4 protein-coding genes are annotated in these 7,603 nt (G+C 58.9%); all 4 read left to right on the top strand.

Translation table 11 applies throughout. The annotated features are described in order from the left end of the window. Window positions 1–110: 110 nt before the first annotated feature. The 4 genes from PAT3040_RS28750 to PAT3040_RS28735 are packed head-to-tail and all read left to right on the top strand — an operon-like array spanning window position 111 to window position 7,505. The gene (locus PAT3040_RS28750; protein WP_108995382.1) at window positions 111–2,903 is read left to right on the top strand and encodes a right-handed parallel beta-helix repeat-containing protein; all 2,793 of its coding nucleotides are present in this window, start codon (window positions 111–113) and stop codon (window positions 2,901–2,903) included. Window positions 2,904–2,950: 47 nt separating this feature from the next. Beyond that, window positions 2,951–4,882, top strand: coding sequence for a DUF8034 domain-containing protein (locus PAT3040_RS28745; RefSeq protein ID WP_108995381.1), 1,932 nt, complete (start codon window positions 2,951–2,953; stop codon window positions 4,880–4,882). A gap of 19 nt (window positions 4,883–4,901) precedes the next feature. Continuing rightward, entirely contained in the window at window positions 4,902–6,641 is a 1,740-nt protein-coding gene (locus PAT3040_RS28740) for a DUF5107 domain-containing protein (RefSeq protein WP_108995380.1), read from the top strand. Window positions 6,642–6,644: 3 nt separating this feature from the next. Next, window positions 6,645–7,505 (top strand): amidohydrolase family protein, encoded by an 861-nt coding sequence (locus tag PAT3040_RS28735; protein ID WP_108995379.1) that lies wholly within the window; start codon window positions 6,645–6,647, stop codon window positions 7,503–7,505. Window positions 7,506–7,603 lie beyond the last annotated feature (98 nt).

Here is a 7,603-nt window from a genome sequence, read left to right as displayed (position 1 = left end):
TCACGTAGCCTCCACTACGCTCCGCTCCTCAGGTTCTAGCTTCATCCAATCTTCTCGGTACTGATAACCGAACCTTTTGAACACGCATTTATAGTAAAGGAGGAGTAGCGATGAATAAGATCTACTATGTTGCGGTTAATGGCGATGACATCAACGACGGTTTGAACTTGGAACGCCCGTTTCGCACGATCGGCAGAGCGGCGCAAGCAATGGAAGCCGGAGACCTATGCTACATTCGAGAGGGAACCTACCGGGAGACGGTGGTGCCTCTCCGCAGCGGCAGGGAAAACGCCCCCATTCGTTTCGTAGCATACAGAAACGAGACGGTAGTCGTCAGCGGCTGCGACGAGGTGACCGGGTGGACGAGGCACGGAGGAAACGTCTACAAGGCGAAGACGGAGTGGGATTTGGGTGACGGCAGCGAAACGCTGGTCTTCTTTGATGAGGAGCTTGGCATGGAGGCGCAGTGGCCGAAGATCCGGGATCGGCTGGATCGCTCGCAATATGCGCGCGTCGGCACGGCGACCAGCGGGATGACGAACAGCACGATTTTTGATGAAAAATTGCAAGCGTTTCCGGACGGCCACTGGGACGGGGCGATGGTCGCCTGCGTCAACGGGGTAGGCTACTTTATGTCCACGGCCAAAGTGACCGGCTTTGCCGCCGGCACGCTGCATCACGAACAATGGGTCAGCTCGGCCGACCATTATTTTACGAAACCGGGGGATCTGTATTTTATTACCCGAACGCTGCGGGCGCTTGATACGGAGAAAGAATGGTACTACGACCCCGCGGAAGGGATGCTGTATGCGATGGCTCCCGAAGGCAAGCTGCCTCCTCAATGCGTGATCGAGGTCAAGCGTCGCGAATATGCGTTTGATCTGCGGCATAAGGAGCACATTCATATTATCGGCGTGGATTGCAGGGGAGCCGGCATTACGACGGAGGAAGCCAGCCAATGTCTGATTCGGAAATCGCGAATTTACGGCATGGACCGTTCCTTCGGTTACCGTCAGTCGATTTACGGAAGGACGCGAGGCATTGCGCTGGGCGGAGAGGGCAATAGGCTCCGCGACTGCGAGATCTCCGATTTCGAAGGAAACGGCATCTCGATATCGGGCGCGCGCAACTCCGTGCACAACTGTTACATTCATGACGGCAACTTCGAGGCGTCGTATGCGAGCATGATCTGGATGACGGGCGCCGAACACCGGGTTTCCCGTTGTACGATTACGAGGGGCGGCCGAACGTCGATCTCCGGCGTATTCTCGCGATCGACGATCGAATATTGCGATATTTCCTTCGCTAATGCGCTGACGAAGGATTCGGGCATGATTTATTTGTTCAACCATGATTTTGACCAGACGCAAATTCACCATAACTGGCTGCACGACAATTTGTCCGACCATCTAAGCTTCGGTTTTTACATGGACGCCTGGACGAGCGGCATCAGCTTCTTCCGCAACGTCGTCTGGAACATTCCCGAACGGGGCATGGTGCTCAATCGACCCATCCAGCGGACGCTGATCTACAACAATACGTTTTATCGCAAGGCGATCGCCGATTCGTCCGTATTTTGCCTGGACGACATGTACGGTACCCATATGGCGAACAATTTGTTCGCGGACGGTGAGATTCGCCGCTGGGGCGGCCACAGCGTCGTCTCGCATAACCGCTTTGACGCCGACCCGTTCGTCGATGCGGAGAGCGGGGATTTCCGGCTGCGCGCGGACTCGCCGGTCATCGGTCAAGGCATCCCGATCCCCGGGGTGACGGACGGTTATCGGGGAACGGCGCCGGATCCCGGCGCGTACGAGTTCGGGGGAGAGGAGTGGGTGCCCGGCCACAGCTTCGAGTCTGCCGAGACGCATGACCAGTCCGCCCACGCAGGCGAGTTCGATCCGCACGAGCATGACCGGACTGCCCACACAGGCGAGTTCGATCCGCTCGAGCATGGTCAGACCGCCTCTGCAGGCGAATTCGTTCCGTTGGAGCATGAAAGCCTGCTGCGCAACGGCGGATTCGAGTCGGGTTCGTTTGCTCCATGGACGGCTGCTGGCGGGACGCCCCGCCTTGTGTTCGAATGCGCCTGGGATTACAGCAAAAACGGCGGTTATCCGACGGTCGTCCGCAGCAACAGGTACGCGGCTGTTCTTGGACCTGGCGAGCGGATCGAGCAGCAGGTAGCAGGACTGAAGCCGAATACGTCCTACATTTTTTTTGCGGGCATCAAGTCGGGAGGCGAGTATCGCCAGGCGATCGAATATGCCGAAGCGAACGGCGGAAGCCAGTGGGAGCGGGAGCCGGACGGCACGCCGGCGATTTATCGGGACGTCCGATACGTTGGTCCGATGCGTTCGAAGGAATGGATCAAGCTGGAAAATATCGACTTTGGCGCCGCGGGCCAGTACGACAATGTATCCATCGGGTTAAACAAAGTGATTGGCCCGGTAACGGTGGAGGTTCGCATCGGCGGTCCCGATGGCGAACTGCTAGGCGCTGTCTCGCAACGGACTCCGTACGACGCGGTTTGGCGTTATTTCGGGGCGCCACTGGGTTCTGTGGCGGGGGTGCACGACGTATTTTTGGTCCTGTCCGGCGAAGGGCAATGTCTGCTGCACAATATCGTGTTCCACAACACCTTCCGGGCGGGAACGGCAAGGATGTCCGTCCATGGGCACGACGGCTCCATAGGGGAACTGGTTGTCAACCGCTGGAATTGGGAGAGCACGCTGTCGGAGCTGCATTTTACGACCGGTCCCGAAGCGTCGTCTGTGACGGTGGCGATCGAAAATATCGGCGCGCTTGCGGTGATCGGAATGCCGGCACAACGAATATATGCCGACGACTGCGGCCTATGGGAGCAGCCGCGATTAAGCCGGGCGATGGAGTCCGAACGATAGCGTCCGGAAGATAGAGACTGAACGATCGGGAGAAGGAGGCGGAAAACATGAACGACGGTAATCGGACGCGCGAGACGGAGCTGCCGGGTATCGCAGCCTCGGAGAGCTGGCCCGCGCCGGCTTGGGCGCTGCAGGAGAGGGCGATTCTCGAGAAGTTGAACAAGGCCGCGACGGAATATGTAGCTCGTTACACTCGGGCGGACGGCACGCTGATCTGGCGGGAAGAATGGCCCGGCATGGACGGCTCCGACGATCCGTACGAAGCGTTTATGAATTTGTCTTTGCTGTATGCGCTGGGGGGAAACGAGGAGGTCGGGCGGCTGTCCCGGCTTATGTGGGAAACGATTACGTGGCAGTGGACGCAATACGGGCAAATTCATCGCGAGTTCGACGCCTATTACGACTGGATGCATCATGGGGAAGGGTATTTGTATTTTTATTTCCTTGGATTCTCCGATCCGCAATCTCTCAAGCTGAAGCACAGAGCGATTCGCTTCGCCCGGATGTACACCGGGGATGATCCGGAGGCGCCGAATTACGACCGCGAGAAACGGTTGATGCGCTCCCCTATTACGGGAAGCCGAGGGCCAAGGTTCGAGATGACGGCGGAGGATTGGGTGACGCATCGGGAGATTTTGGACGATTATCTGGCCCCGTTCGAGGACATCCCCGGCGTCGACTTTGCCAGCGGGAAATGCCGTTGGTCGGACGATGAAATCTACGGGCATATCATCCGAATGATGAACGAACGTCAGGCCAAGGGCGACGTGCCGCTTAACCTTAACGCGACGGGACTGCTGGCGCATGCTTACATGTTGACCGGCGACGAAACGTTGCGCCAGCAGGTGCAGGATTATTTGAGCGCCTGGGAGGAGCGGACGGAGCGCAACGGCGGACTGATTCCCGACAATATCGGCTTGTCCGGGGAAATCGGCGAATACAACGACGGCAAATGGTGGGGCGGTTATTACGGCTGGCGTTGGCCGCATGGCTACGCGACGATCATCGAGCCGGTCTTTAACGCATGCGCCAACGCGCTGCTGCTAACCGGGGACCGGAAATGGCTGAAGCTGGCGCGGGCCGTCGTAGACAAGCAGTGGAGTCTCGGACGGTGGCGGGACGGCGTTTGGGAGGCGCCCCATCGCCATTGCGATGAGGGATGGACGGATTGGCGTCCGTTTAACGCTTTGCATCCGGTTCATCTGTGGTATTTGTCCAGGGAGCAGGAGGATCTGGAGCGCGTTCAACGCATTCCGATTCCGGATGTTTTGCAGCGGATCGATCTGCCGTCGAATTCCGGGAGAAATCCGGCGACCGGCAAGGAAACGAAACATTTTATCGGAAATACGATTCCCTGGTTCTTGTTCATGCAAGGCGAATACGAGGGATATCCGGAGTTGATTCTGCAAGCCGGCCAAACGTTGATCGACCGGCAGTTGGACAAAATGCGTTCGTCCGCCGGCGACCCGTTAAGCTGGAACTGGGAAAATCCGCTCAGTATTCATGCTTGGCAGGAGTATTGTCCGCTCTACTTCGAAGGGCTGCTGCAGCTTATGCTGGGCGCGCCCATGCATATTTCCCATGGCGGCTTGCAGCATGCCAGCGTCCGATATTATGACGGAGACAAGTGCGGGCCGGGCCTGCCAGAAGGCGTAGCGGCGTTGGTCGACAGGCTGGAAGGTTCGACTCTCGATGTGACGCTCATCAATACGGATGCCTCCGCCGCCCGGGAAACCGTTATCCAGGCGGGCTCCTTCGGAGAGCATCGGTTTATCGAAGCGGTTGCGTTTAATTGCGACGGGCAGGAGGTCGGGGCTCTGTCGCTGCAAGATAGATGGCTTCGCGTGGCGCTCAGTCCCGGCAGCGGATTAAAGCTGCGTCTGACGATGGAGAGGTACGTTAATCGGCCAAGCTACGCGACGCCTTGGTTCGATCCGGCGGTTGATGTCCGCCCGATTATGCCTAGATCGGGGGATTAGCGAAAGGAGAGAAAGACGAATGCTGGAAATCCGCGCTTATACGGAAGTGCTGCTGACCCATCCGATGGTGGCGGCGGGGCCTGTCCCGAGCGCCCAGGATCCGGACGGGGTGTATCCCTATGAGAGTTATGCGGAAACAAGCCGCCGCCCCGTCCTGAAGTCGTATCGATTCGTAACTTTGGAGAACGATCGCCTTAAGGCGACCATTTGTCCGGACCTCGGCGGCAAGGTGTACTCCCTGATTCATGCCGCGTCGGGCAAGGAGACGCTTTACGCCATCCCCGCGGTTCGGCCCGTGCGTATATTGCCCCGGCAATTTTTTATTGGCGGAGGGATCGAGGTCAGCTTTCCGATCTCCCATACTCCCGTGCAAATCGTGCCCGTCCTTTATCGGACGATGGAGACGGAGGATCGGATATTCGTCTGGTGCGGAGAGCGGGAAACCCGGTTCGGCATGCATTGGACTGTGGAGTATTCGCTCGGCCGGAACGACGATTTCCTGACTCAGCGGACCCGATTCTATAATCCGACGTCCGAAGCGCATCCCTGGATGTCTTGGTCCAATGCGGGAGTGCCTGCCCGCGCGGATACCGAATTCCTGTTTCCGAACGGGCCCGTGCTTGCCCACGGCGATCGGATGGAGACGCTGGATTGGACGAAGGACGGGCCGAGAAGTCAGCATGACATCGACCGGATGACCGGCTATTTCTGGCGGGAGCCGGACTGCCAGGCATTTGGCGTATTCACGCCAAGCCTGGGGAGCGGTCTGTATCACGCAGCCGATCGTCGGTCGATGCCCGGCATCAAGCTCTGGTCGGATGGCGTCGGCAAACACGAGGCGTGGGTTTCCCAATATTCGCTGGACGGGGAGCAATGTCTGGAAATTCAGGCCGGACCTATTATGGATCAATCGATCAAGCAGGAGCTGGCACCGGGCGGGTCTCATCACCATGTCGAATTCTGGATGCCGACGGATCGGCGGCTTGATATTTATCAACTGGCGGTTCCCGAGGTTGAGCTGCCGGACGTCGAACAAATTCCGTTGTTCGGCTTCGCTCGCGTCGAGGAAACGGGGATATGGGAGCAGGTGGCGGAGGCATGGCGCGCAAACAAGCCCGAGCTTCTGCCGTCGCCGCCGGGGATTGACGATAACCGTTGGGCCATCTCCGGTTATGAGGAACTGGAGGCGGCGCTTCGATTCGCGGCGGCAAGCCGGCCCGATCAGGAGAGCGCCTGGCGAATGCAGCTAGGCGCATGGTATGCGGGCAAAGACCGGATTGACGAGGCGCTTGCGGAGCTTGCGGCATCGAGGGAGGATCGGGCATGGGCGCTTGCCGCCCGGTTGTATCGGCGCAATAAGGGAGATAATGCGAGGGCTGCCGAGTGTTATCGGTCCATCCGGTCGCAAGCGTTCGCTTTGCATCCCCAAGTGAGCTATGAGCGGGATTTGACGTTATCCGGAATCGGTCCGCAAACGTTGGCCGAGAGGGAGTATTGGCTGGCGCGGACAAACGCCCTGCAGGACGAATGGCTGGCGGAGCGGCGTGCCGCATGGCTTGCGGATTCGGGAAGGTTTGCCGAAGCCAAACGTTTGCTTGCGGGGACGGCATTTCAACTGATCCACCAGCGTTACGCCCGCACGAAGCTGTGGCGCCGGATTATGGAGGGGCTTGGCGAGCCGGAACGCGAGGCGCCTGCTTTTCTGGGCGAGGACGATTTGTTCGAATTCGGCGCATATAGGGAATACGGGGAGGATTAAGCCATGTATACGGATACGCATGTGCATCTGTGGAAGCTGGACAGAGGGGACTATCACTGGCTCAAGCCGGAGAATGCGGCGTTGTACCGGGATTTCTCGCCCGATATGCTGCGGCCGCTTCTCGAAGCGAACCGAGTGGACGAGGTCATCCTTGTCCAGGCCGCCGCAACGCTGGACGAAACCGAATATATGCTTGGGCTGGCCGAGCGTTATGACTTTATCGCCGGTGTGATCGGCGGACTGAATCCGCTTGACGACGGATTTCAATCCGATTACGAACGGGTAAAGGGGCGCGGGAAGCTGCTCGGATTCCGATGGAACGGTACTTTCTTTCATGCGGAATCGGCCGATGCGCCCGTTAAGCCGGGCCTTCTGGCAGCCATGCGGCTGCTGGAGGCGGACGGTTACGTGGCGGAAATTCTCGTTCAGCCCGGCGATTTGCCGCATATTACGACGTACGTAGAGCTGGTTCCGGAGCTGGCTATCGTCCTTAACCACCTGGGCGGACCGGGTAAAGCGGCCGTGCAGGAAGGAGTCATGGAGCCTTGGATGGGACAAATAGCCGAAATAGCCGCGTTTTCGAACGTAAACTGCAAAATATCGGGAACGATCACGTTGGCCGAAGGCTCCCACCCGGAGAAGCTGACGAAACACGCGGCGCATTTATTCGAGACTTTCGGTTCGAAGCGGCTGCTTTTCGGCAGCGATTGGCCCGTTGCGCTGCTTGGCGGGGGCTACGGGGAGGTCGTCCGGCTGTTCGAGCGGCTGCTGCCGGAGGGGCTTGCGGAGAAGGAGCGGGACGCCGTGCGATTCCGTAACGCGCAGAGGATATACAAGCTGGACTGCCGGGAGGGAGCACAATGAAGCGATGGATGTTCCGTGCGCTGTGGAAGGATGGGCAGACTCGCGGAGAAGCGTGGGCGCAAGTTCATGCGCCGGCGCTGGATGCGCATCTGGAAAGC

It is taken from the genome of Paenibacillus agaridevorans (assembly GCF_003112455.1).
Taxonomy (GTDB): domain Bacteria; phylum Bacillota; class Bacilli; order Paenibacillales; family Paenibacillaceae; genus Pristimantibacillus; species Pristimantibacillus agaridevorans.
The sequence above is the reverse complement of the archived record's forward strand: the minus strand, read 5'-3'. Positions and strand labels throughout refer to the sequence as shown.